Genomic DNA, 24817 nt, shown 5'->3' with positions numbered 1-24817 from the left:
TGGGATATATATTAATCATTTATTTTCAAAGCCTCAATAAAAGCATTTTGTGGGATGTTTATGTTTCCCACAGAATGCAATCTTTTCTTACCTTTCTTCTGCTTTTCAAGAAGCTTCATCCTTCGTGTGACGTCTCCACCATAGAGCTTGGCTGTTACATCTTTTCTATACGGGTTAATCGTTTCTCTAGCAATAATTTTTCCGCCTACTGCCGCTTGAATCGCGATTTTATATTGTTGGCGTGGTATCAAGTCTTTCAAACGTGCACATATTTCACGGCCTCTTTTTTCTGCCCTGCTTTTATGAACAATGCAGGCTAATGCATCCACAGGTTCTCCATTAACTAAAAAACTTAATTTATCTATCTGACTTTCCTGATAATTGGATATTTCCCAATCTAAACTTGCATATCCCTTGGAAATTGATTTTAGTCTGTCGTAAAAATCAAAAACAACCTCAGACAGCGGTAATTTATACTTCAGTAGTGCTGTTGTCGTATTACCAACATAAGATAAATCCTGCTGTTCTCCTCTCCTCTCTTCACACAGAGATAGAATCTCTCCTAAATATTGATCAGGTACCATTATAGTTGCAGTGATCCACGGTTCTTCCACTATTTCAATTTTTGTAGGGTCTGGCATATCGCTTGGGTTATGGATATTTAAAACTTTACCATTTTGTGTTGCAACTTTATATATAACACTCGGTGCAGTTGCTGTTAGATCTAAATCAAATTCTCTTTCGAGTCTTTCTTGAATGACTTCAAGATGTAGCATTCCTAAGAAACCGCAACGAAATCCATAACCTAGCGCATTTGACGTTTCAGCATCAAATGTAAAACTAGCATCATTTAAATGTAATTTTTCTAGTGCTTCCCTTAAATATTTAAAATCATCTGTGTTATTGGGAAAAATACTGCAAAATACTACAGGATGTACTTCTTTAAAGCCAGGTAATGCCTTGCTGCACGGCCTTTTCTCTTCAGTAATAGTGTCTCCTACTTTGCAGTCTGCTACTTCTTTCATTGAAGCAGTTATAAAACCAATTTCACCTGCTGAAAGTTCACCAGTCATAACTTTTTTAGGAGTGAAAATACCGATATTATCGACCTGATATGTAGCATTATTAGACATCATAACGATTCTCATGCCTTTTTTTAGTACTCCATTTTTAACTCGCACTAAAATTACTACTCCTAGGTAAGGATCATACCAACTATCAACTAAAATTGCTTGCAGTGGAGCATTTGTATCACCTTGAGGAGCGGGAAGTTTTGTCACTATAGCTTCAAGTACATCCTTTATCCCAAGACCAGTTTTTGCCGATATCAAAATTGACTCAGTTGCATCAATTCCGATTACCTCTTCAATCTGAAACTTTATCCTTTCTGGATCTGCAGCAGGAAGGTCAACTTTATTGAGTACAACTATTATCTCATGATTATTGTCAATTGCCTTGTACACATTTGCCAGAGTCTGAGCTTCAACTCCCTGACTGCTATCTACTACCAAAAGTGAACCTTCACATGCGGCCAAGCTTCTGCTAACTTCATATGAAAAGTCAACATGACCTGGTGTATCCATTAGATTGAGGCAATATTGATTACCATCATTTGCAGTATAATTGAGCCTTACCGTTTGCGCTTTGATTGTGATTCCACGTTCACGCTCTATATCCATTGAGTCAAGTACCTGATTGGTCATTTCCCTTGTCTCAAGACCGTTACATTCTTCTATCAAACGATCAGCAAGAGTTGACTTCCCATGATCTATATGTGCTATTATTGCAAAATTTCTTATATTTTTCATAGATCTACTTATTTAAGTAGATCTATTTTACATTTTAAGTATTACAAGAGCAATTATTTATATCTCTTTATTGCTGAAAACATTTATCTGAAGTCCTTGCCAATGGGCGGCAATGCTCATTAGCTGATGCTTGCTTCACTGTGCTACTTGGATCTTCTTGCTGTCTACACGTTTTTACTGCATCAGCAAGGCTTAGGTAACTAAGGACAGGAACTTTAATTTTTACATCTTTATTTTTTTCTAAATCTTTATCATCTGGTTTATTACTTACTATTTTAATACTGCCATCGCTAGCACTTAATGTGATGCTACATTCCCTTTCACCTACATACCAGTTAAACTTTATTCCATATTGAGCTGCAGTACCTAAATTATAATATCTAACCCCCTCATGTATGTAGCCACTGATAGGTTCTTTTTGATCTCCACTTGAAAGAAGAAAACCGGCAATATTGTTTTCTTTACAAAATTCACTATTTAAAAATTCGCTTACCCTAATATCTGTGTTTTTATTGTCGTCTTTTAGCTTGATTGTTGCATAAAGAGAATTTTGATCCTTACGCTTTTCAATTGACACCGCATCAATGGTGCCATTTTTTATGTACTTGCCAAACTCTGCTTTAGCTTTCTTTTCTAATTCTTTTTGCTTTGCTGCATTTTGTTGTTGTTGCATCTTTTCCAGCACTTCTTTCATTTTTTCCTGAAGTGATTTGATATCACAAATTAACGCAGATTCATCAAGGCCAGGGATCACGAATGCTCTGCCCACTCCTGTCTTCAACCCTTTAATTATGTTTACTATCTTTAAGATAGACTCTAAGTTTTGATAATGTACAATAATTTTTTGATCATTTAGGCTACTCTTATTGTTATCCCAGTCGCTAGCAATGTTATCAAATATTGAATTAAGTCCTCTATAAATGGTTATCAATTCATCTGATTCCTCTTTGCCTATTTCATTACCTTTAATACTGCTAATACAATCATTGAATGAATTTATTTCTTCAGGATCTATAAAGAGACTGTACAGTTCATTACTCGATACTCTATTTTGTATTTTTTGTTTTATTGCTTTTAATATCTTACTATTCATATATTTTACCTCATAAAGCTATTCAATGTTATATACATAAAGATTAGGAAATGTTCAAACTTTCTACATTTTTGCACACTTCCTATTATTCTTTTAACATAGACGATACTTTTTTTGAATGAGAAACCGCTTTATTAATCATATAATTCTCATGATTGTTATCTATTTTAGGCAATTCGTACAAATAATTCACCATTATTCCGGCTGACTGACTAATGCCTTTTTCAGAAGTATCAGCCATCCAGTTGATTTGTTTGATTGATGCACCATTGCTTAAATGAAAGTGTGCTACTGGATCATAAGCACCTCCACCACTGCTTTTAACCTTTAGCAAATAGTGTGCACAAAGTTTCAGTAGGCACTGTTTTTCGCATTCAACGTTAGTTTTTATGCTTTCTAAAATTTCTGCACCTGATTGTTTTATATTAAGCTTACCTAATAAAGCTACGTCTTGATTTTTTAGCCATTTTGTAAATCCAGGAACTGGAGAAAGAGTTGCATACACTTTTACGCTTTTAAATTCTTGCGATAGTTTTTCTACGACTCTCTTTATTAAAAAGTTACCGAGGCTAATTCCAGATAAACCAGTTTGAGTGTTTGATATTGAATAGAATATAGCAGTACTTGCACTGCTTGGGTCACTTGAAGGAACTGACTCGTCCAAAACGTGTTGAATACTATCTGCAATCTCATTCATCAGTGCAACCTCTACAAAAATTAAAGGTTCATTTGGTATTTTGTAATGAAAGAAAGCGAAACAGAGATGATCAGAATCTAGTCTGTTTTTTAAGTCACCCCAAGAGGAAATTTTATGTACAGCTTCATATTTTATAAGTTTTTCCAACAATGATGCAGGTGAATCCCAGGTGATTTGATGAAGATCAAGTAGATCAACATCAACCAAAGTACAAAGTATACTTTTTAATTCGTTTTCTAGTGGACTTAGACTTTTATATTGATTCTTCAGCTTGAGTACATCAGAACGCATATCAACAATAAACTTAAGGCCCTCCGGTAAGGAGATAAACTGCTTCAATATTTTAGAGCGTGGTGATTCAAGGACTTTTATTAAGTCTTGTTCAAACTTATAACTCGACTCAGAATCTTGATTTTTCTTATATACTTTTATTTCTTCATCTATTTTCGTTTTATCCGGATTGAACTTTTCTGCCAGGGTTTGTAAAAATTTTATTTGACCTGCCTCTGATAAACTCAAGTACAAATTACCAAGAGATACGGTGTTCTTACGTGCTGAGACTTCACCCCCCTTTGGGTTTAAGCATTCGTTCATCTTCAAGACTAAACTATCGACATCGCGACTACTACTTAAATCAGGGCCAATATTGCCAACCCATGACCTTACAGCATCTGCTACTTCACCTAATATTTTAAAAAAGCCCTTTGTTGCTTTCTTATCTTCAACTTTTACTATATCAGTTTTTGCTAATGGCTCTTTTATCATATTTCCTTTTATCGTGTATCTATCTTAATTTAAAGAAAAATCTTAGTCTACAAAGAAGGCATATATTTTCATGGTACAACTATTTTACAATCTATTTAAAATTTTCGTAAAGAGAGTTAGATTTTTAATTTCATTATTTCTCTTACAAAAGTACTTTTATTATAAAAATGCCCTTTTTCCTCTTTCTTTTCCGGGTAAGGCTGATTTTTTAATTACCTAGTCGAAGTTACTTAATTTTTACACATCTATTGTAAAGTACAAAATCTGACTTTGGAATGAAAATGCTAGCTGATGCTTGGACTTTATTGATACTTACGCTACTTGAAACTATACTTGGTATAGACAATTTAATCTTTATTTCTCTAGCAATAGATAAGGTGCCAAATCTGCTGAGAGAAAGAGCCCGCCTTATAGGTTTTGGCTTGGCGCTATTGATGCGTTTTGTAATACTATTTTTTACATCACATATATTATCAATGCAAAAGCCTATATTTCACTCTGTATCACTAGATATTTCAGTAAAAGATTTGCTTATGATTGCAGGAGGGTTATTCCTTATTGTTAAAAGTTCTATAGAGTTATGGAGCGAAATTTTTGTACATAAGGAGAACAAAACAAAGGCAAACGTTAAATCACAATTTTTTTTAGTTCTGCTACAAATTATATTAATAGATTTAGTTTTTTCTGTTGATTCAATATTAACTGCTATAGCATTAACTCATAATATGATAATCGTTGCTATAGCATTTACATTTTCCATATTAGCAATGCTATTTTCATCAAGTTATACCGCTCAGTTAATAAAATCCAGCCCAAGCTTAAAAGTAATTGCCATTCTATTTATTTTACTCATCGGTATATATCTAATACTTGAAGGACTTCACATAGAGCTACCAAAAGCATGTTTGTATTCTTCATTCATGTTTGCATTGCTTGTGGAAGCTATAAGCAAAATAAAGACAATGCGGCCTTGAAATTATTTTGCACAAGGCAAAAGTCTAATTTTTATTCCGGTGTGTGACGAATATCTGTACGAACATTTCGATGTCATTCGAGTAGCTGACACTGGGATCCATTATTCTTTTTTTCTGGATTCCAGCGTCAGCTACTCGAATGACATTAAATAGTTTTTCTTAAAATTTGAGTTATGCAAGCAGCCTCTTTGGTGTGATTCGAGTAGCTGAAACTGGAATGAAATTATTGCTACTCCCACTCAATAGTTGCTGGTGGCTTGGAAGTTAAATCATACACAACTCGATTTACTCCGGAAACTTTGTTAACAATTATACTACTGACGTCTTGCAAAAACCTCCAAAATACTAACGAATGTTGATCTTTATTTTCAAATGGAAATGCATCAGCTGTCATGCCATCAGATGAAGTCACAGCCCTTAAAGCGCAAACATATCCGTATGTACGATTATCTCCCATAACTCCCACAGTTTTTACTGGTAACAGTACAGCAAAAGCCTGCCATATTTTATCATACAAATCATAATTTTTCATTGTGTTGATATATATTTCATCTACTTCTTGCAATATTCGTACCTTTTCTTCAGCAACCTCACCTATGATCCTCACTGCAAGTCCAGGTCCAGGAAATGGATGTTGAAATATTATCTCATCTGAAAGCCCAATTTCTTTGCCAAGCAGCCTTACTTCATCTTTAAAGAGATAGCGTAAAGGTTCTACTAGTGTCAGATTCATTTTTTCTGGCAACCCACCAACATTGTGATGAGATTTAATTGTACTAGTGTTTCCTGAAGCGTGCCCTGATTCAACTACATCAGAGTAAATGGTGCCTTGCATTAAAAAATCCACATCACCTATTTTTTTTGCCTCTTCTTCAAACACTTCGATAAAAGTATTGCCGATAATTTTTCGCTTTTCTTCCGGATCAGTTATTCCCTTTAACCTACTTAAAAACAAGTTTGATTTATCAACGTAATTTATTGGAATTTCTTTTAACATAGCAGTGGTCTGGCTCTTACGCAATAACCCAGTATCGATAAAAATACAGTTTAATTGTTTTCCTATAGCTTTGTGTGTAAGAACTGCTGCAACACTTGAATCAACCCCCCCACTTACTGCAGCAATTACTTTTTTCTCCCCTACTAAGTTTTGAATTTTTTCCTTCTGTTTTTCAATGAATGACTTCATTGTCCAATCTCTCTCACAATTTGCAATATCTAAGAAATTAGAGAGAAGTTTACTACCATTTGTCGTAGGTTTAACTTCAGGGTGGAACTGAGTACAGTAAATCTTCCGCTGTTCGTTGGCAATTATTGCGATTGTTTGATTTATTACACCTGAGGCAATAACAGTAAATCCTTGCGGTATAGTTTCGACACTGTCTGCATGGTTCATTAGCACATCGACTTCGGAATTAACGTCCCAAGTATCCTTTATAATTGGAGATTCTTTTAGTATCTTGATTTTGGTTTTGCCAAATTCCTGATTGAATCCTTTTCTTACCTTTGCCCCGAAATAATGACAAATGAGTTGCTGTCCATAACATATTCCAAGTATAGGAGTGTTTATTGTTTCGTTAAGTTTTATAATTTTATGTGCTACTTCACTTACTTCAGAGCAATTGTCATTTACAGATTGCGGTCCTCCAGAAAAAATAAATCCATTGAATTTTGATACTGTTTCGAAATCGATGTTGCTTGGAAATATTTCACAGTAAACGCCCATTTCCCTGATTTGTCTTGCAATAAGCTGTGTAAACTGTGAACCAAAATCAATAACGGCAATTGCTGACAATGTGCTCCTCCATATTATTTAAAGCAATATTTGATAATAAAGAAAACAATAAAGTAAGTAAACTAAGACCTGTTTAAAAACTTTAATATATGACTAAAGTAACTTAAATTTACCGCAACAGATTTATGATTAAGCTGTCTTAATTATCATTCCGATACTCTCTTCTTATCATAATAGCAACCCCAACATCTTTCCTTAAGTTGATGCCATTGCCTGAACGGATACGTTTAATATATATATAAATTCCTATCTTTTATATCTAATAAACCAAGTGTTGGTACGATTGTTGCTTTCAGGAAGATGACGGTTTCTACTGTCTTAGCCAGTTTTTTTGACTTTTGATGCAATAAGTTTTGGTTATCTTTTCTATGCTCTATAAGCCCACCAATTACCATAACTTCGCCGCTCTTAATTTTTAACGTAGAGTGCATTTCTCTGGTTTCAATAATTGGAATGTCACTATTTAATTTCATTTTATTTTGTTGTGCGACATATTCTATATTTGGGTCTTTAGTGTAATCGTTAATTCTTGATAAGGTTGGGTGTATATCCATGAATATTTCATTAGTATCAATGTTAATGCTTGGGTGGATTATTAACACCACACCTATTGGAGTGCTATTCATCTTGGTAATTAATGCATGATTAGAATTTTTGGTATTTTTCTGTATATCGGAAGTAAAATAGATATGGTTTTTAGTAAATGAAATCATTGCTTGCTGATTATTTATAGCATGTACTCTAGGGCTTGAAATTACGGTTGAAGTGCCAAATTTGCCTAAATTTTTTACTAAATCTCCTAAATCACTCACACTAGAGTTAATTGCTAGGTCAATAATAGAGTTACCTTGATTTGTTATAGATTTGGTTTCATTATGCAAATCATTTAAGTTGATACCAGAAAGGTATTTATCGTCTAATAAAACTTCAACTATTTTGGCCTCGATCATTACTTGAGAAGACGCCAATTTCTTAACTTTATTAATATATTCTTCAACAGCTTTGTGAATATCTTTTCTAGCATTTAGAATAATGACACCAGCTTCTCTGTTGGATGAAAGAAACTCACCATCATCTACTCCGTTAACATCCATTATTGCATTTAAGCCTTTTTCTAATGAATTCCATAAATCACTACTATATTGAGATTTCATATAGTTTCTATCACCATCACTGTCGGTAATATTGTTACCAATGATAAAACTCCTTTGCGCAGAGTGTTGAATATTGATGAAGTCTACGTAATAATTTTGTGCATATGGCAAATCTTGTTCAATTCTAATTACACCATTATTCATTGAGTAACGCAATTTGGCGCTGTTGGCTATATTCTGAATTACTTCGTTTATGTTCTTATCTTTTAGCTTTAAAGTAATATTACCTGATATTTTGGGATCTATGTCTAAGTTAATGTCAGAAAGTTTTCCTATTTCAATCAGTAAATCCTTTACTGGTACTTTTTCATCAACATTAATCGAAAGAAACTGATTACTGGTTGTAAGATCGGGAAACTCTACCGGTAAAGGTATCATTTCTGGTATTGCTGGTTCGTTATTCTTCAAAGGAGTATTATATTGTTGCAACGAATAATCGTGCTTATAATTGTCTATATTAACAGAATGTTGCTTGTTAGGTAGATGTGTACAAGAAATAATGAAAAGGAGTATTAAACATTTTAAAATAGCCATGAGGGCAGCATACAAATCTATACTAATAGTTTTCTATAAAAATGTTAAAAATGTATTTAATTGTATCCGTTCAGGGGAGTGGTTTAAGAAATGATAGATAGGAAATTATGAAAAGGGTTTAGCCGCATGGAAGTGGGATGAAAAGAAGCACTGGTTTCATATGCGTCTGAACAGACAGCATTTTAAATTTGTCCTGTGCAATTTTTGTACAGTTGCGATAAAAATTACTTGACAAATTTTGACAGCTTTGTTATTTTGATAGTGAAGATATTCTAGAGCTCGAAATCTATCTTCGTCTGCAGACTTTTCAACTTCATTAATTTACAATCTCTAGTTAAAGCATATTGTACTTATGTATAGATAACTTCTATCATAGCTATATACATTTTTCTGAGTTTTTTTGTATTACTTAGGAGGATCATTATGTTTAAAATCATGGATTACGCATATCATTGACATAAATGCCGTAAAAGGACAGATGGTACCTACGTCCTCTTTATATAGATTATGTATTTGTTCAGATACGACTAAATTGTGTCTAGTGTAGAAAAAATTAGACAAATTCAGCCTTATATAGAACAAAATTCAACGGAAGTAGAATTATCCTCATTTCCATAATAGTAAGGATTTGCTTCTTGCGTATTATTAACAGCAGTTTTTAATAGTACTTCCTTATCACTATTCCATGCAACTTTCTCCATAATTGGAATATAATCCTTACACTTTTGATTATCTCCACAATCCTTGATTTTACCATCATCATTTAGATAACGCTTCAATGCATCATAGTATACTTTAGTGTTATTACCCTCTTTATCTATCATTTGTCCTAAGGTATTAACAAGTATCAATGGTGCAACTTGTTTTGCTTTTACAACACTTGTTTCACTGGACTCTCTAAAGAGATTAGGACATGCTCCTCTGGAAAAAAAGCTCTTGTTGAATTCTGGATTACTACGGTAAACGTTCGGGTAACAGAAACTCTTAATCTCTTCTTCTTGACACGCTAACTCTCTTTGATCATCCACACATTTTTCACATTCTATATTACCAAGCCAGGATATTGAATTAAGATCCTCTGTAAAGGCAAATTTAAAATTTACTGCACCATAATTACCATTTGCTCCCTCTTCTATATATTTTGCAATCTTAGGATTGCTGTACATCTCGGGATATAATTCCTTTAGTAAATCAGATGCACTAAAACCTTGACAACCTATCTTATTATCAACTTTATAAAAATGAGAATATGGCCCACAATTTTCATACTTGGAACAATCTGAGGTTACTTTTCGAGATGTAATTTCTCCATTTTCATTCCCTCCTTCATCAGTAACAGGTTTATCTATACCATTTTCTTTTTTACATTCTTCAGCTACTTTTTTATACCACTCAGTCTCTGCTTTTGCTCGCTTAACCTCCTCTTCACATTTCGTAAGCTTCTTTTCTACTAGTTCAAAAACCTCTTTTACTATCGGAACTATATTTGTGAATTGCTTCTCAGTCGTAGTTTCACCCTCAGTCATCTCGTCTATACCTTCTTTACCATAAAAAAGTTTGTTGGTATATAAATAACTACTATTAACTTGATCACTATAGGTATTTTTTGACATAGGAACCTCCTCTACAGTCAAAACTGGAATTACATAAAAGTATAAGTATCCACCTGAATATAAAGAAACCACAGTTCAAGAAATCTCAGGTTAACTCAGAAATTATTATAAGCTAAAGTAATTAAAAATTTAATAACTTGCATTATAAATATAGCATATCTATCAATAGAAATTTTCTTTCAATTTTTAACGTATCTTTGCTAATTTTTCATACAGTTCACCTTAGAGAGTCATGATTCTTCTACTTTCCCGTGATTAATCACTATAATCTTGAAGTGTGGTTTGTACGTAATTAGTTCTGGAACTTGCTAATGGATGATTGCTCTACATTTTAATTTCCGTCGCTGTTCACAACATTACACTCTGGAACTGTATACCTAATATCGCATGCTAATTTCTCTCTTTATCTTCTGCAAATTAATTAAATGAAGGGCATTAAGTATCCACACTACTAAAAAAAGTGTGGTACAAAATATAAACATTGCAATGAGTGGCAGCAGTAAAGAACCTTCTATTGCTACTCCACCTTTTCTAAAAATACTTGCTGGCTGATGAAGAGTAGACCATAAATTCACAGAAAATTTTACTATGGGAATATTTATAGCACTAAAAATGGCAAATACTGCTGATGATTTCTCTGCTCTTGCTTGATTATCAAAAGCGCTCCACAATGAAAGATAACCAACATACAGAAAAAACAAAATCAGCATTGAAGTAAGCCTTGCATCCCATACCCACCAAGTACCCCATGTTCCTTTTCCCCAGATGCTACCTGTGATTAAGCATATTGCCGAAAAGACTGTCCCTGCAGGAGCAGCAGCATGTGCTAAGACACTAGCAACACTATTGTTCCATACCAACGAAATGAAACTGAGTAATGCAATGAGTCCGTATATTCCAAGAGCAAGCCATGCAGAAGGCACATGAAGATACATAATTCGTACAATTTCTCCTTGTTTATAATCTCCTGGGGAGAAGAATAATGCCAAGAACATTCCAATTAAAAAACATGCGAAACAAATAACCCCAAGCCAAGGTAGAGCTTTTTTAGTAAAAGAAGTGAAATTTGTAGGCTTTAATAAAAACATTTGTTTTGAGAATAATTGTGTTAAGAACTTATCAATTAGTTTGAGTTTTATCAACAAGATAGTTTTTCTATATTTACGTAGTATAATAAATTAGCACAATTTCAGTAGCAGATTGCTTGCTATTATTTTTAGTATAACGTTGATGACCCTTAAAAAGCTTAACCTACACTTAGTGTCAGATTCAAGTGGTGAAACTGTTATATCAGTTGCAAAATCAGCTCTGAAACACTTTCGTTCTGTAGAAACGATCGAATATGTTTGGTCTTTCGTAAAAGAAGAAGAGCAGATTGACAAAATTTTAGAGGAAATTAATAGAAAAAGTGATGAGCATAATTTTGTTATATGCACTATTACTAATGATGAGCTAAGAAAATGTCTAAAAAATAATTGTATAAAGCTAAAAATTCCCTACAGAGCGATATTATCACACATTATTAGGGAAATCTCATCCTATCTTGAAATTAAAAAAGACGAAAAACTTGACTTACATGCTGAGATAAATAACGAATATTTTCAGCGCATTGAGGCAATAAACTATACCATTAATCATGATGATGGACAAAATATTCAAGATATTGATAAAGCCGATATAATTTTGGTTGGAGTTTCACGCACATCAAAATCTCCCACCAGTATGTATTTAGCTTACCGAGGCTATAAAGTTGCAAATGTTCCTTTTGTTAGCGAGATACCCTTTTACGTCGACTTAGCAAAATTAAAAAATAAACTGACTATAGGAGTAACAATAGACGTAAGAAGGCTAATAGAAATACGCAAAAATAGACTGACTTCAATTAATAATGAAGGTAATAATATATATGCTGACCCTAGAAAAGTAGAAAAGGAAATTAAAGAAGCAGAGGAGTTCTTTAAGCAAAATAACTGGCCAATTATTGATGTCACGCAAAAGTCAATCGAAGAAGTATCAGCGACAATTATACAGTATTTTAATAAAATGTGAAAAATTTATCAATTGACTAACTCTCTGTCAGTGATCATAATGTAAGCTAATTCTATTCTTACTGTAGATATGAAAGTTAAAGGGTCACTAAAATCTCATCGTAACAGAGATAAAAATTGTAAAGTTGTGAAAAGGGGTAGTAAGGTTTATGTTATAAATAAGGTAAAGCCAAGATGTAAAGCGCGTCAAGGTTCTTAGCTTTTTGTTTGCCTTTTTATGTCATATGTTTTTCATATGGAAGCATGTTTAGAAAAAAACAAAAATTGTTGTATTTAACCATAGCACTGCCCATTTCTTCTCTTACATTATATTTTGGTATTAACATGATTACAGGCAGACGTGGCTTGTTAACATTAATTAACTTAAAAAAAAGAAATTAATTACGTGCGTCAACAAGTCCATGAATTTTAGTTCCACCCTAAGCCCTCTTGAGCTTGAGAATTTTTTCTATATATAGGCTGAGCATGAATGACATCTGATCATCAATTATGTAAATCTGGATCTTGTTGTGCATACTTAAGTCATTTTGCCAAAATTCCCTTTTTGCATCACCTTTTAAACCTCTTATGTATACTTCTGTAATTGTGGTAAATTTTTGATCATTGGCAGCCACTGCTCCACACTGCTTCCATACATATTCTCAACTTCTCCTCGCTTTTACTGTGTATTCCTTTTGTGCTCTTTAAAACGGTACCTTCTATATATTTATTGTCATTCGGCTAAGTTACCGCTTTTTTTCCATTTTTATACTTCCTGCCCTTGATTAATTTGACCTGCTAACATTTTGTTTACAGGGCCTGCTATTAACTCTGCACAATTTATTCTTATGGTAAAAACTTCTTCTTCACTCTTATTTTTCCTTAACTTGACGCGTATGGTTTGTTAAATACTCCCGTCTGTCAAGGAACTTCTACTCATGAAGGTTATGGCTTGGAAGATTACTGAAATTTTGAAAAATGTAGTCTACTTCTATATTCAAATATATCAAGCAGTAATTCAAAATTAGCTATTGTACCTTTTGCATTATTATATGCAAGGTTGAGCAATTCTCTGTCCTCATATAAATCAGCAAATTTAAACTCCATGCACCCTGATTGTTTTGTGCCTAAAATATCTCCGCTACCCCTCAGCATCATATCCTTTTCAGCAATATAAAATCCATCTTGTGACTCACACATAATCTTTAACTTTGAATACGAACTTTTACTGAGATTGTCATATAACAGTATACAAAAAGACGGTTTATTTCCTCGTCCTACTCTACCTCTTAACTGATGTAATTGCGATAACCCGAACTGCTCTGCATTCTCTATAATCATAATAGTTGCATCTGGTACATCTATACCAACTTCTATCACAGTGGTTGCAACAAGCAGAGAAAATTCATTCCTCTTGAAGGAAAACATCACTTGATCTTTCTGCTCTTGAGTTAGTTTTCCGTGTATTATTCCAACTCTATCAAAAAATGTCTTTTGTAGTTCCTGAAAGCGCATTTCTGCTGCGGCAATATTGAGTTCTTCGTTTTCTTCTATATATGGACAAATCCAATATGCTTTTTCGCCTCTATTTATAGCATCTTTCAGTCTTTGAATAATATCTGATACTTTTTTAACGTTCATAATAACGGTTTTTATTGGCAATCTAGATTTTGGTTTTTCCCTTAAAATAGAACATTCAACGTCACCATACATAGCTTGCTGCAAGGTTCTTGGAATGGGAGTTGCAGTAACAAAAAGTATATCGGTATTTTCTCCTTTTCCTACCAACCGATTCCTCTGCATCACTCCAAATCGCTGTTGTTCGTCTATGACTGCGAGTCCTAAATTTTTAAATGTAACGTTGGCTTGAAATAATGCATGAGTACCAATTACTATATTTAAAATACCACTTGCAAGTTCGTTCATAATAATCTTTCTTTCCTTGCGCGCAGTTTTACCAGTAAGCAAAGCAACTTTTATATCAGTACAAGATAGAGCTTCTTCGATCCAATTATAATGTTGCTCCGCTAAGAGCCTGTTCATAATCTTTTCAGAAGCAAAGCAGCGAAAGCAAGAACGACCATTTGCAGGCTAGTGTTGAGTTTCCGCTCGCAATTTTTCCACAATCGCCTACATTTTTGCAACCAAGCAAAAGATCTCTCAACAACCCATCTTTTCGGCAATACGACAAAGGTGTGTAATTCGTTTCGCTTTATTACTTCAACGGTAGCGCCAATAGTTGCTTTTATTTGTGTTGCAAAATTTTCTCCTGTGTAGCCAGCATCAACTAGTATATTTTTAACTTCAGATAGGTTTTCTTTAGCATTTTTAACCATTCTCACAGCGCTACTACGATCAGTTATTTCTGCCGTTGTTATATAAATTGCGTGGGGTAAACCTTGTGTATCTACCGCAATATGGCGTTTTATTCCTGAAACCTTTTTGCCTGCATCATAGCCTTTTTCTTCAGCAGTATCTGCATTTTTTACGCTTTGTGCATCAATTATGCAGAAGCTGGTTTTTTCTTTCCGACCATTGTTTTGTCGGACCACGCCAACTATTTTTTTTTAATACCAGCTCCAGAACACTTTCTTTATTTGCATCTGCTTTTTCACTCCACTTCTTAAAATAGTCGTAACAATTCCGCCATTTTGGAAACTCTTTTGGTAACATTCTCCACTGGCAGCCACTTTTTAAGACGTATAACACTCCACAAAATACATGATATAAATCAAGTGTTCTTGGCTTTGTCCTCTTCCTGCAAGACTCCAGATCTGCTACAATAATCTCAAACTTTTCTCGACTTATATCACTTGGATATAAACTTCGCATATCCTACTTTATATACTTTATCCTCTCATTCTATCCCTTTTTTGAGATCACGTACAGGCTCTAAGATAGTGGTTGGTGCCATTAAAGCTGCTTGCATGTTATTTTCTACCACATTCAGCATCGTAAAGAGTGCAACCACGGTTTTTCCACTACCAACGTCACCTTGTAGCAGACTTACCATACGGTATTTGGATTTTTGTCTTTCTGAGATTTCATCTATCGCTCGAATTTGATCATTTGTTAATTGGAACGGTAATTCATTTAAGACCTGCTCTTTGTATTTATTCAATATTACAAATTCCCTTCCTCCTTTTTTTACATGATTTTCCCTTGCAAGCTTTAGTGCCAACTGGTACGCAAATAGCTCATCATAAGCAAGTCTTTCTCTGCAAACTTCTGCTTCTACGAGTGAGCTCGGTCTGTGCAATCTTATGATGCTTTCTTTCCAATTCAGCCATTTCTTTTGCTTGATTAATGTTTCATCTATCCACTCTGGCAAATCAGGCAAATCTTTTAGATTAGAACTTATTATGTTTCTAATGCTCTTGTTAGTAATACCGCGACATAATTGGTAAATTGGCTCTATGCAGGCTATTTCTTTAAATTGATTGATATCAGACAACATGTAATCTGGGTGAGTAATTTGCCAATGTTCGGCAAACTTTTCAAGTTTACCACTGATGACTATATCTGTTCCAACTGGAAATAATTTATACAAATATTTAACTGAGTAATTAAAAAAAACTATAAATAAATACTGACTTTCACTTTCAACGATTATTTTATATGGCCTACCTCTAACAGTGGGGCGCTGGTGCTCATACACTTTTGCCATAAAAGTTGTAAATTCTCCCACTTGAGCATCAGGTAGTGATTTACTTCTATCCACATAACTGAGCGGCCTATAAAACAGCAAGTCCATTACTCTGTCTCCGCCGCAAAGTTTAGGCAATATTGCGGAATGAAACCTTGGTATATTCTCAATTTTACTATTTAGAAAAGTCAGCACACTTGACTGCTCATCAACATTCATACTGTGTAAAACCGTTTATTCATAATAGAGCCTTACTAAAATCCTGTCACCCTATTATGACTGTCTATGTTAAGTATATTATTGACATATTAACTATTTTTATGTATTATTATACTATCAGCAATTCATATCAAAGTATTAACAATGAACAACTCTACACAGGAAAAAAATGAAAATCCAGTCGTTACACTAAAAGCTCAGGCAGAAAAGTTTGATTTTAGCAAGTTAAGAGCTGGTAAAAAGAATGTGGAAGCAAACTCTGGTAAACAGGCGTATCAAGACATTGACAGAATGGATTTTACTATTAATGATCAAAGTGTAGATAAAATCTTAATTAAAGCACTGATAAATAGAGACAAAAAAGAATTTGACAAGATTTGGGCAGAACATTACAAAAACGAAAAAATTCCTGACCATAAAAAAAATGACCAGTACAAAAAGAAATTTGAAGAATTTTACAGTCTAGGTACAAATTATGCTCACCTATTACCAGAGAAAGAGAACGGAAATTATCGACCGTTCGCAAAAGAGATTTTTAAGGAAATGTTTAGATATGCTGAAGCTCAAGTTCCAAGTGACTCTATCTTAGAGGAGTTGGTTACCAATTGTAATCAGGCAGGGTATGAAGCTATTGTATCTATAGAATCTCAAAATTCACTTGAACAATATTCACTTATAGTACCTTCCCCTGAAAAAGTTATAAATATCGATTATGTTAACCAAAATAATGTGAGTATTAGGTCTGATATGAAACTACCGATATTCTTCCACGAGAGTAATGGTCAATTCGGTGATAAGCTATGTGATCTATCCAGCTCACTGGAATTTACACTTGAATCTCAGGATGGAAAAGGTAGTGTGGTATATAAAGATGGCAAATTCTCACTGACTGTGCCTCGAAAATTGAGAGATTATAAAACTGATGGCAGAAATTTATTTGATATTATTAAAGAATATTTCTACAAATTCTGCGAGAAGTTAGGATTTAAATTAAAAATAGAACATGATTTAGGCGATTCAATCGAAGTGAATAGCCATCTGGAAAGTGTGCAGCCACCCATTCATAGCAATGAACACGAAAATACACTCTAATTAAAATATTTCAAAGCTTATTTGCATAGTCAGTTGTACTAGACGCAACTTAATCTGACAGAAAAACTAATATCAATCTCTTGTTTGATGCTACTAATATTTTTCTAAAAAGCAATATGCTTGCTATCAAGAAAAGTCTGCATAGCAATATTTACCTAAATGAGGCCTTGTCTCAATTCCTAAATATAGACCTGTTCCACTTTCACTTACTTCACTTCGTTCAAGATACATAAGTTCTTTTAACTCTGCTATGTCCTCTCTAGAAAGCTGATTTTTTCAGAAAAAGTTGCTTCACTCATATAGTCCTCTTTTTGATAAAAGAGTATCTTATACAAGAGAATAACTAAAATAATCTAAATTCTTGTGTCATATTTGTAGCTTGGTGTAGTTATATGGTACATTTCAGATAAAAGTACTGATTACCTAATTGTAGGAGAAGACCTAGTCAAAATATAAAAAAGCAGTGGGATTGGGGGTGGTAAATTTTAGATGAAGATCAGTGGAATAAAGTGGTGAGTTCAGAAGTATCTAAATAACATACTGTAATTGTAGTTAAATTATGAAGTCTATATCAATATAGAAAGAGTTAATGAGTCTATTGCATCCAAAAGAACTGATATCTTGTTGTTTTTTCTGTACATTTAATAATAACTAATAATTTTATGATAAAATAAAACATAGCAACTATTATAGAAGATTTATGGGTATAGATAAAAAAATGCAAATTTTACCAAACACAGCGCCAATTATTGTAACGTGGATTCCAAAAGATACTGGAAAAACTTTGCCGGACGGCAAAAATAGCAAATTTAATTATGTGGATGTATTAATTAAACATAAACAAAAGACTAACGAAGAAAGAGATATCTTTTTAGTTGTAAACGGATCAGGATTCAAATCAGGTCAAATCGAGGAATTAAGAGATAGATTTAAAGAGGTAAAAGGAGTATATGTTATAGATCTACATGACCCTAAATATAATCCTTGTTGGAAAGAAGTTGATCAAGGATGGAAAATCAATGGAAAGGACATGAGCATTCAAGATTACTTTTATGATATGTATAACAAAAAACCTGAAGAAAGAACCAGTTTTGCAATTGAAATTGATACCTTCCGGTACATTGCAGCTTATTGTATGCTATGCAGGCAAAAAGAATCTAAAATAGAAGAAGGGATAATTTATATAGATTTTGATGCTCTCGATAGTATCAGTAACGATAAGTACATAGAACAGAGAAAAAAACTTTATAACAGGGATAATGAGCAAAAAGGTATAGGAAGTGATATAACGATACCTGATGGAATATTAGTAAGTAAAGACAATAATGACATAATTGCTGTTACAGATTTGCTTATATTACAAAAGATCTGTGATCAATATAAACAAAATATACTTAGCCAAGATAGAATAAAGACAAAATTTGAAGAAAAGCTAGGAAAAGAGAGAATAGAAGAGATACTCCAAGCTAAGCCTGGAAAAGATATAATGTGTGCAATATTTTATTCTAAGCCTGAAAAGTCGTATTTTTTTGAGCAAAACATCGCTCAACTTGCTTTTAATCATGAATTAAGAGATATGGCTCAATCATATGATGTTAACTTTATTGAAAATGGTGGTGAGTATCTTGACCAGGCAGAAAAGATCGATAATCAAAGGGTTGGCCACAATGATGTTTCTTGGTGTAAAGATCTTTATATTTAAAAAGAAGAAAGTGAGATTGATGGTATTTTTGCACTAGTTATACATTTATCCACCAAAAAATAGTCATTTTTCTTGGATATTTGATATAATTTAGACCTATTAAAGCAAAAGCATGAATGAAGTAATAACATTTGGTTGTCGTCTAAATTTCTACGAGAGTGAGTTAATCAAAGAAGCATTAAAAAAAGCGAAGAGAGAAAATGTTGTTGTGGTGCATAGCTGTGCAGTGACAAACGAAGCAGAACGTCAAGTAAAGCAAAAAATACGTAAGATCTATAAGAATGACCCAAGTAAAGAAATTATCGTAGTTGGCTGCGCTGTTCAATTAGATCCTAAATCATATAGTGATATTCCTGGTGTAAGTAAAGTGCTAGGTAATCAAGACAAACTAAGAGCTGAAAATTATCTACTAAATAATGATGAAACCTTAGTCAGTGATAACCAAGTAGAACCTATTCTCATTAATGGATTTGAAGATAAATCAAGGGCATTTATTGAAATTCAAAATGGTTGTAATCATAGCTGCACATTTTGCTCAATTACTGAGGCAAGAGGGAATAATCGATCTGTGCCAGTAAACAATATTATAGAGCAAATTAAGATTTTTATAGAAAATGGGTATCAAGAAGTGGTGTTTACAGGTGTTGATATTACTGACTTTGGTACAGATTTGTTTGGTAAGCAATCACTTGGTTCGATGGTTAGGAGAGTTTTAAAGGATATACCACAGTTAAAGAGACTAAGACTTTCCTCTATTGATGTTGCTGAAGTTGATGATGAACTAATGGATTTAATAGCTAATGAGTCAAGACTTATGCCTCACTTACACTTGAGTCTACAGTCTGGTAATAATTTAATACTAAAGAGAATGAAACGTCGTCACAATAGAGAACAAGTGATAGAATTTTATCATAAAATGAAGAGCTTAAGACCTAATATAGCATTTGGCGCTGATATTATTGCTGGATTTCCAACAGAAACTGATGAAATGTTTCAGGATACAGTTGATTTACTGAAAAAAATAAATGTAGTTTATCTACATGCTTTTCCATATTCAGAGCGGAAAAACACACCTGCTGCACGGATGCCACAAATACCAGAGAATGTACGTAAAGAACGAGTAAAGCATCTAAGAGAAATAAATAAAGAAATGATGAGCAGTTTTTATCAATCTTTGCTCGGCACTGAGCAAAGCGTTTTGGTTGAGCAGAATAATATTGGTAGAACAGAAAATTTTGCAGTAATAAAACTTACATCAAGAGTTCAAGCTAAAAGTATTGTGAAAGCTCATGTTAAAGGAATAGAAAATAATTGTTTAATTGGAAATATTATTTCTTAATTTTTGTACATTAAAGGAATATATGATATAGTAGTTATACTATAAGTGATAATTCATTTATGATAATTAGAATATCTATTGCTTTATTTTTCATCTTCATTCCGTGTGTCTATTTTTTTATTACTTATATCAGTAACAATAGACACATTGAGCAAGTACAACCGTTAAAATTAGAAACAGATAATAATGAAAGTGTAATACGTTCTGAAGAGGTTGCTGAAAGAGAAATACCAATAAAATATCAAGAACTTAAAAGTAGTTCACCTTCTATTTTCCAAGCAGCTGGTCAGAAAAATATGTGGCCACGTATTACAGATCAAGCTGAACCTACAAAGGAAAAATCAAAAAAACTTGATTTCTATGTTAGTGCTAACGGTGGTAAGATATACAATGATAATTCAGAAACATTTGTAAAGGGTATAAAGGCAATAGGAGAAAGGTTTATTAATTTAATCAATACAGCTAATCCTAATCTTTCTTTGCAAGAAAAAGTAGTATCATTGTTTATCAAAGCGGGATTAGTGGATGAAATTCAGAGTATAGAGAAATTTAACGGCAAAATTGATTTCCAGTGGCTTAGGAGCGTATCTTTAGGTTACTATGCTGGGGAAAATGGCCGAGTTGATTTTGAAGCTATGTATTCTACAGCCAATATTAAAGATAGTAATTCTCCTCCGGTATTTGAGAAATCAGCAAGCGTGTTTGCATTTTTATTAAACTTCTATTATAACTCCAGCATTCAAGATACACAATTTGCTCCGTATATTGGTCTTGGTATAGGGCCAACAGTTTTTAGATTAAAAAAGATTAATGGGTCACCAGAAAATTCAATGCCACTGAATGTTCCTTGGTTTGCTTATCAAATAAAGCTTGGTGTTGACTACTCAATAATCCCAGAAGTTAAAACCTTTTTCGGCTATCGTTACTTTAGTATCCCAATACCTATTGCAGATGATATATCCACTCATAATATTGAAGTTGGTTTGATGTTTAATTTCTAGTAATAATATCTGTTCAAGGGCATCTGAAGCAAAAGTGGTCAGTGCTTGCCATTAGACTTCTTGGATAACTTAAGAAACAAGTAGTAGAAGCAATATTAGGGAAGGTATAAATTTTGAGCAGGTAAGTAAACTTGATGAAGAGAAGCTTCGAAGACTAAGAGGAGTAAAAAGAAAAACATTGGAAAAATAATAGAAATTTTAATAGAGGAAGAGGCAAGAAAAATGCAAGAGGAGGAAAACCAAATAAACAATGCATGTTTGTTAATAGCACTAGAATATTTGCGTAAATACCGTACATATTTCCATATAGCGCAAAGCTATGGAATAAGTGAAAGTATTGCTAACGGATGAATAGAAGATGCATTGATAAAACATTCAGATTTCAGGAAGATAAAGAGCTATTAAAGTCAAATGTAGAATACGAGATTTTAGTAATATAGCTAACCCAAGAAAGGCTTAGCTGATTGCTGAAAAACAAAATCAATAGCCGAATTAATATTGGGCCAAAAGGTTTGTAGAGCCTTTCTTATGGCGTGCTTGATCAGAACTTCTCAATCGGATTTAAATCTGGCGAGTATGGAGGTAAGAACAAAATTTTACACCCAATATTTTCTATCAAATTTTTCGTCCTTGCAGATTTATAAAAGCTCGCATTGTCGAGAACAATAGTCTGTCCAGGTTTAAATACAGGAACAAGTACATTTTCTACATAAGCATCAAAAATCTCGCTGTTGCAGTAGCCATCAATTATCCATGGTGCTTTAACTTTTCCTTCATTTAGTGCTCCAATCATGCTTACCCTCTTTCTTTTAAACCCTGGGCAAATAACCTCTTGCCTCTTTGAGACCACCCATATTCATAAAATTCATTGTCCTCTATTCCAGACTCATCTATGTATATCAAGTTTTCTTTATTTATTTCTTTCTTTCTTCTACTTTTTTTTATGAACTCTTTGCGTTTCTCTTTCTCGATAAAGAAAAGTTTTTTTATATGTATAGTTTACTTTGCTAAGGTAATTTTATATTGTGTTTCTACACATATTACCAAATTCTTCAATTATCTTTTCAATTCTAATATCTTGATTTCCATCCAGAAATTTGATAAATCTATCCATATCTTTAATCTTATGGCCATATCCTTTGTGATAGCCTGAAGATGGTTTCTGTTTCTTCTTTCCTTTTCCTCCACAAATATATTGGTTTTATGCTCACTAAATTGGTGAGCATGTTACAACGTTTTTGACGACGAAAAGACTGGATAGCTGACTTGCATGACAACCATTTAGTTGTCTTTTCTCGTCTATCTTATTTTGTCACTCTGCTGAACAGATACTAAAGTACTAGCTTTTTTGGGTTCATGCACAATTCTATCAGAAGTTTTGTGACTATAATTGCAGAAAACATCGAGCATAAAACTCCTATCGATAAAGTGATAGAAAATCCTCTAATTGCTCCGCTACCAATAATGAACATTATTCCTGAAGCAATTAGTGTAGTGAGGTTTGAATCAAGAATTGTTTTTATTGCGTTTTTAAATCCTTCTTCAATGGCACGAGCTGTTCTTTTTCCTGCTCTTATTTCTTCGCGGATGCGTTCAAATATCAAAACATTTGCATCAACTGACATACCAACAGTTAGTGCAATGCCGGCAATTCCAGGGAGAGTAAGAGTTGCTTCAAGTAAGGTAAGAATGAGTAGTATAGAGATTACATTAAAAACGAGTGCAACAGACGCTAAAAAGCCTAATTTGCCGTAAGTAATTATTATAGATAAACCAACGGCTATGATAGATATTATTGCTGCAACTTCTCCTGCTTTTATTGACTCTTCTCCAAGGCTTGGACCAATGTTTTTTTCTTCAATTATTTTAAGTGGTGCTGGTAGTGCACCGGATTTTAAAAGTATTGCAAGTTCACTTGCCTGTTTTTCAGTGAAGTTACCGCTAATTTCTCCCTCTCCATTTAGAATGGGCTCACGTATTGTTGGTACAGTTAAGACTGTGTTATCTAGAACAATTGCAAAGGGCTTTCCTACATTTTCTTTAGTGATTTTTGCAAATCTTTTGCTTGCTACGCTATCAAATTTAAAATGTACTGTCGGTTTACCTAAATTGCCAAATCTGACTGATGCATTAACTAATGAATCACCGCCTATTTCAGTTTTGCGGAATATCGGGTAGGAATTACCCAAAGAATCCTTGAGCATAATCGTAGTGTCATGATCGATATCTTGCATTTTAGCTACATTGGTGTTTGCCAAATGGAAGGCCAGCTTGGCTGTTTTGCCAAGCAGAGATTTTATCTGCTGAGTGTCTTCTACTCCAGGAACTTGGACTAATATCTTATTTTGTCCTTGTTTCTGCACACTTACTTCCTTAGTACCAAGCTTATCTAAGCGTCTTTGAACATTAATTATTGACTCTGAAACTACTTCATTGATTAATGAATTCTTATAATGTGGTTTATATGAAATAAAAATTGAAGTATCTTTTCTATTCAGCTCTAAGTTTGGGTTTATTTTATGAATTAACATCGAAACTTTTTTGTAATCATCCATATTACTTAAAGTTACAACTATTTGTTTATCGTTTTTTATGCTGAATTCAATCCTTTGTGTTAACAGACCTTCTTTTATTTCATCGGCTAGCATGCTCAATTTCTCTTTAAAATAAAAATCTAAATCTACGTTCAGGAGTATAGATGATCCACCTTTCAGGTCGAGCCCTAGATTTATCCTCTTTTTTGAGGTGAGAAACTTATTATCAAAGAAGTTTGGCAGTATTATATATAAAGATAGCAAAAAAATTAGCAATACTGAAAGAGATTTAACTGTGAGCTTGTTTAGCATAAATTTAAACTATACTTAGGTATAGTGTAAACTGAATGGTTGCTAATCACAAGCACCTAAATGAAAAGGTCCGTGAAAGATAAAAAACAAGCCTAGAACCAATATCTCTATAATTGATTTTGTTCTTCTAGAATATCATTTATTGAAGCAGTATAAACACATGTATTAGATTCAGAGTTGGCTCTCAGATTCTCTGTTTGTTTGTTTTGTCTAATTTTGTCAATTGCAAGGTAAGTGCATAAACCAAGTGTTAAGAAAATAACTATGCTAAGTGGTATGTGATTAGCAAGAAATTTACTATAACTTAAATCTTTCCAAACGAGAGGACTAGATAGAGAGGGGTGAGAGAAAAATCTGGGAATTGCTACTACTGCATTTAATGCTGTTAGAATAATAGCGACAGTGGCACCTACAAGAGGTAAAATATTCTTTTTATTAAATCTGCCATTAGAATCTTTTAAAATATCAAACATACATACTCCTCGATTACTAAATGTTCGTGATACTATGTACTA

General features: G+C 33.3%; 18 protein-coding genes and 3 pseudogenes. 8 read left to right on the top strand and 13 right to left on the bottom strand.

Features of this window, described 5'->3' with window-relative positions:
- Positions 1–11 precede the first annotated feature (11 nt).
- The 3 genes from lepA to ABWU24_RS02135 form a co-directional block, all read right to left on the bottom strand.
- Positions 12–1808: a translation elongation factor 4 gene (lepA, locus tag ABWU24_RS02145; RefSeq protein WP_015587774.1), complete on the bottom strand. Its 1797-nt coding sequence runs from the start codon at positions 1806–1808 to the stop codon at positions 12–14.
- A gap of 67 nt (positions 1809–1875) precedes the next feature.
- Positions 1876–2901 carry a hypothetical protein gene (locus tag ABWU24_RS02140; protein ID WP_341815407.1) on the bottom strand — a complete coding sequence of 342 codons (1026 nt, stop codon included), beginning with the start codon at positions 2899–2901 and terminating at the stop codon, positions 1876–1878.
- An 85-nt stretch (positions 2902–2986) separates the two neighbouring features.
- Positions 2987–4363: a malonyl-CoA decarboxylase gene (locus tag ABWU24_RS02135; RefSeq protein ID WP_341815406.1), complete on the bottom strand. Its 1377-nt coding sequence runs from the start codon at positions 4361–4363 to the stop codon at positions 2987–2989.
- Positions 4364–4644: 281 nt separating this feature from the next.
- Between ABWU24_RS02135 and ABWU24_RS02130 the strand changes: the two genes are divergently transcribed.
- Entirely contained in the window at positions 4645–5337 is a 693-nt protein-coding gene (locus tag ABWU24_RS02130) for a TerC family protein (protein WP_341815405.1), read from the top strand.
- A gap of 229 nt (positions 5338–5566) precedes the next feature.
- On the opposite strand, the gene guaA is transcribed toward ABWU24_RS02130, so the two are convergent.
- The 4 genes from guaA to ccmC form a co-directional block, all read right to left on the bottom strand.
- Positions 5567–7129, bottom strand: a complete 1563-nt coding sequence (gene guaA, locus ABWU24_RS02125; RefSeq protein WP_341815404.1) for a glutamine-hydrolyzing GMP synthase — start codon at positions 7127–7129, stop codon at positions 5567–5569.
- Between the two features lie 227 nt (positions 7130–7356).
- The gene (locus ABWU24_RS02120) at positions 7357–8817 is read right to left on the bottom strand and encodes a type II secretion system protein GspD (RefSeq protein ID WP_353274378.1); all 1461 of its coding nucleotides are present in this window, start codon (positions 8815–8817) and stop codon (positions 7357–7359) included.
- 569 nt (positions 8818–9386) lie between these two features.
- The gene (locus ABWU24_RS02115; protein ID WP_341815402.1) at positions 9387–10430 is read right to left on the bottom strand and encodes a hypothetical protein; all 1044 of its coding nucleotides are present in this window, start codon (positions 10428–10430) and stop codon (positions 9387–9389) included.
- Positions 10431–10807: 377 nt separating this feature from the next.
- Positions 10808–11518: a heme ABC transporter permease CcmC gene (gene ccmC, locus ABWU24_RS02110; RefSeq protein WP_341815400.1), complete on the bottom strand. Its 711-nt coding sequence runs from the start codon at positions 11516–11518 to the stop codon at positions 10808–10810.
- Between the two features lie 142 nt (positions 11519–11660).
- On the opposite strand from ccmC, the gene ABWU24_RS02105 reads away from it, so the two are divergent.
- Both ABWU24_RS02105 and ABWU24_RS02100 read left to right on the top strand, forming a co-directional pair.
- Positions 11661–12479 carry a pyruvate, water dikinase regulatory protein gene (locus ABWU24_RS02105; protein WP_341815399.1) on the top strand — a complete coding sequence of 273 codons (819 nt, stop codon included), beginning with the start codon at positions 11661–11663 and terminating at the stop codon, positions 12477–12479.
- A gap of 69 nt (positions 12480–12548) precedes the next feature.
- Complete coding sequence (locus ABWU24_RS02100; protein ID WP_015587766.1) at positions 12549–12677, top strand: ribosomal protein bL36; 129 nt, start codon at positions 12549–12551, stop codon at positions 12675–12677.
- Between the two features lie 740 nt (positions 12678–13417).
- On the opposite strand, the pseudogene ABWU24_RS02095 reads toward ABWU24_RS02100, so the two are convergent.
- The 3 genes and pseudogenes from ABWU24_RS02095 to ABWU24_RS02085 all read right to left on the bottom strand — a co-directional run.
- Positions 13418–14491 (bottom strand): annotated as a pseudogene (locus ABWU24_RS02095) (ATP-dependent DNA helicase RecG); the annotation flags it as partial.
- A 5-nt stretch (positions 14492–14496) separates the two neighbouring features.
- Positions 14497–15289 (bottom strand): IS5 family transposase gene (locus ABWU24_RS02090; RefSeq protein WP_341815401.1). Its coding sequence is split into 2 segments (ribosomal slippage): positions 14497–15024 and positions 15026–15289, totalling 792 coding nucleotides; the frame shifts between segments, so codons are not numbered across the junction.
- 61 nt (positions 15290–15350) lie between these two features.
- Positions 15351–16322, bottom strand: a pseudogene (locus tag ABWU24_RS02085) (DEAD/DEAH box helicase); the annotation flags it as partial.
- 144 nt (positions 16323–16466) lie between these two features.
- Here ABWU24_RS02085 and ABWU24_RS02080 point away from each other — a divergent pair.
- The 5 genes and pseudogenes from ABWU24_RS02080 to ABWU24_RS07810 form a co-directional block, all read left to right on the top strand.
- Positions 16467–17414 (top strand): hypothetical protein, encoded by a 948-nt coding sequence (locus ABWU24_RS02080; RefSeq protein ID WP_341815396.1) that lies wholly within the window; start codon positions 16467–16469, stop codon positions 17412–17414.
- A 718-nt stretch (positions 17415–18132) separates the two neighbouring features.
- Complete coding sequence (locus ABWU24_RS02075; protein ID WP_353274376.1) at positions 18133–19116, top strand: hypothetical protein; 984 nt, start codon at positions 18133–18135, stop codon at positions 19114–19116.
- Between the two features lie 112 nt (positions 19117–19228).
- Entirely contained in the window at positions 19229–20455 is a 1227-nt protein-coding gene (mtaB, locus tag ABWU24_RS02070) for a tRNA (N(6)-L-threonylcarbamoyladenosine(37)-C(2))-methylthiotransferase MtaB (RefSeq protein WP_341815394.1), read from the top strand.
- Positions 20456–20514: 59 nt separating this feature from the next.
- A complete protein-coding gene (locus tag ABWU24_RS02065; protein WP_341815393.1) occupies positions 20515–21456 on the top strand; it encodes a P44/Msp2 family outer membrane protein in 942 nt (313 codons plus the stop codon).
- Positions 21457–21562: 106 nt separating this feature from the next.
- Positions 21563–21798 (top strand): annotated as a pseudogene (locus ABWU24_RS07810) (transposase family protein); the annotation flags it as partial.
- 199 nt (positions 21799–21997) lie between these two features.
- Here the strand turns inward: ABWU24_RS07810 and ABWU24_RS02055 are convergent.
- From ABWU24_RS02055 to ABWU24_RS02045, 3 genes are all read right to left on the bottom strand, one after another.
- Positions 21998–22306, bottom strand: coding sequence for a transposase (locus ABWU24_RS02055; protein WP_051063872.1), 309 nt, complete (start codon positions 22304–22306; stop codon positions 21998–22000).
- Between the two features lie 481 nt (positions 22307–22787).
- Positions 22788–24302 (bottom strand): protein translocase subunit SecD, encoded by a 1515-nt coding sequence (secD, locus tag ABWU24_RS02050; protein WP_341815828.1) that lies wholly within the window; start codon positions 24300–24302, stop codon positions 22788–22790.
- A gap of 107 nt (positions 24303–24409) precedes the next feature.
- Positions 24410–24775, bottom strand: a complete 366-nt coding sequence (locus ABWU24_RS02045; RefSeq protein ID WP_341815827.1) for a hypothetical protein — start codon at positions 24773–24775, stop codon at positions 24410–24412.
- Positions 24776–24817 lie beyond the last annotated feature (42 nt).

Source organism: Wolbachia endosymbiont (group B) of Hofmannophila pseudospretella (assembly GCF_964028515.1).
Taxonomy (GTDB): Bacteria; Pseudomonadota; Alphaproteobacteria; order Rickettsiales; family Anaplasmataceae; genus Wolbachia.
Note: the sequence above shows the minus strand (reverse complement) of the source record. Positions and strands in the feature narration are given on the sequence as shown.

Bases quoted from the DNA above. Each gene is read 5' to 3' on its own strand.
- ABWU24_RS02080 (WP_341815396.1), top strand. From the start codon at position 16,467: ATGAACAACTCTACACAGGAAAAAAATGAAAATCCAGTCGTTACACTA.
- ABWU24_RS02115 (WP_341815402.1), bottom strand. From the start codon at position 10,430: ATGTCAAAAAATACCTATAGTGATCAAGTTAATAGTAGTTATTTATAT.
- ABWU24_RS02065 (WP_341815393.1), top strand. From the start codon at position 20,515: ATGATAATTAGAATATCTATTGCTTTATTTTTCATCTTCATTCCGTGT.
- ccmC (WP_341815400.1), bottom strand. From the start codon at position 11,518: ATGTTTTTATTAAAGCCTACAAATTTCACTTCTTTTACTAAAAAAGCT.
- ABWU24_RS02130 (WP_341815405.1), top strand. From the start codon at position 4,645: ATGCTAGCTGATGCTTGGACTTTATTGATACTTACGCTACTTGAAACT.
- ABWU24_RS02135 (WP_341815406.1), bottom strand. From the start codon at position 4,363: ATGATAAAAGAGCCATTAGCAAAAACTGATATAGTAAAAGTTGAAGAT.
- ABWU24_RS02120 (WP_353274378.1), bottom strand. From the start codon at position 8,817: ATGGCTATTTTAAAATGTTTAATACTCCTTTTCATTATTTCTTGTACA.
- ABWU24_RS02075 (WP_353274376.1), top strand. From the start codon at position 18,133: ATGCAAATTTTACCAAACACAGCGCCAATTATTGTAACGTGGATTCCA.
- ABWU24_RS02100 (WP_015587766.1), top strand. From the start codon at position 12,549: ATGAAAGTTAAAGGGTCACTAAAATCTCATCGTAACAGAGATAAAAAT.
- lepA (WP_015587774.1), bottom strand. From the start codon at position 1,808: ATGAAAAATATAAGAAATTTTGCAATAATAGCACATATAGATCATGGG.
- ABWU24_RS02045 (WP_341815827.1), bottom strand. From the start codon at position 24,775: ATGTTTGATATTTTAAAAGATTCTAATGGCAGATTTAATAAAAAGAAT.
- secD (WP_341815828.1), bottom strand. From the start codon at position 24,302: ATGCTAAACAAGCTCACAGTTAAATCTCTTTCAGTATTGCTAATTTTT.
- ABWU24_RS02105 (WP_341815399.1), top strand. From the start codon at position 11,661: ATGACCCTTAAAAAGCTTAACCTACACTTAGTGTCAGATTCAAGTGGT.
- ABWU24_RS02140 (WP_341815407.1), bottom strand. From the start codon at position 2,901: ATGAATAGTAAGATATTAAAAGCAATAAAACAAAAAATACAAAATAGA.
- mtaB (WP_341815394.1), top strand. From the start codon at position 19,229: ATGAATGAAGTAATAACATTTGGTTGTCGTCTAAATTTCTACGAGAGT.